Source organism: Oleiphilus sp. HI0067 (assembly GCF_001635735.1).
In genome coordinates this window covers 1-803 of sequence record NZ_LWFI01001332.1, presented here as the reverse complement: position 1 = coordinate 803, position 803 = coordinate 1, and the positions used below count along the sequence as shown (strand labels likewise).

The following is an 803-nucleotide window of genomic DNA, read 5'->3' as shown; positions in this document are numbered from 1 at the left end:
AGATCTTTCGAGCTAGGAAGCACGTATTCCATCACCGCATCGAAGGCCGTTTCTTCAACGCCTCTTGCCGCGTTTAATTCTTTATTAAAGTCGACATCCAAAACCAAGCTCATGTGGAAATCACTTGCACCCAACAATTTGCCAACCTCTGTCACTAAGGAGACAAAGTTTGCATCGTGCCAACACTTTCGAAATTCTTGCGAAGATATATCAGGCTTTCTTTTAACGACGAAAATAAACTTAATCACGCGAATCTCCTTTCACTTGAATTAAATACTTATACGTTCACCACAACGTTAAGCACTTTATTAGCAGTTAAAGAGTTACTCACTAAACACCCTTTTTCAGACTTCTCGGCAATACGCTCAACTTTCTCAGAATCAGTACCAGAAGGCACATCGACCGTAACCTTCAAATCAAACTGGGTAAACTGAGTCACGCGATCTACCTGACCTAAGGTACCCACGACCTCGCATGAGATATTAGTCCATTCTAGCTTCGAAGCACGCGCGATTGCTTTGAAGGTCAAGACGAAACAATCCGCCATCGAAGCAACTAGCAAGCTTTCAGGAGACCAATAACCCTCTGGCCCACCAAATTCAGGCGGCGGCATCGATTCGATTGCGCTGAGACCGTCAGCTTCGAGATTTACCGTTGAATCAGACTCTGAATTGGCAGAGACCGTATAGTGATGAGGCATCGTTTGCATCATAAACTCCCAATAAGATTTGTATTGGAAGTTTAGATGAAAACTGGCGTATTACTCAGCGGATTTAAGCTGATCTAATACTAACTGATACAGA

2 protein-coding genes are annotated in these 803 nt (G+C 43.3%); both read right to left on the bottom strand.

The window, feature by feature from the left end; translation table 11 throughout:
- The coding region (locus tag A3739_RS20855) for a hypothetical protein (protein WP_156502729.1) at nucleotides 1–248 on the bottom strand (248 nt) is incomplete at its 3' end.
- A 29-nt stretch (nucleotides 249–277) separates the two neighbouring features.
- On the bottom strand, nucleotides 278–712 hold the full coding sequence (locus tag A3739_RS20850; protein WP_231877083.1) for an OsmC family protein: 435 nt from the start codon (nucleotides 710–712) through the stop codon (nucleotides 278–280).
- Nucleotides 713–803: the final 91 nt, after the last annotated feature.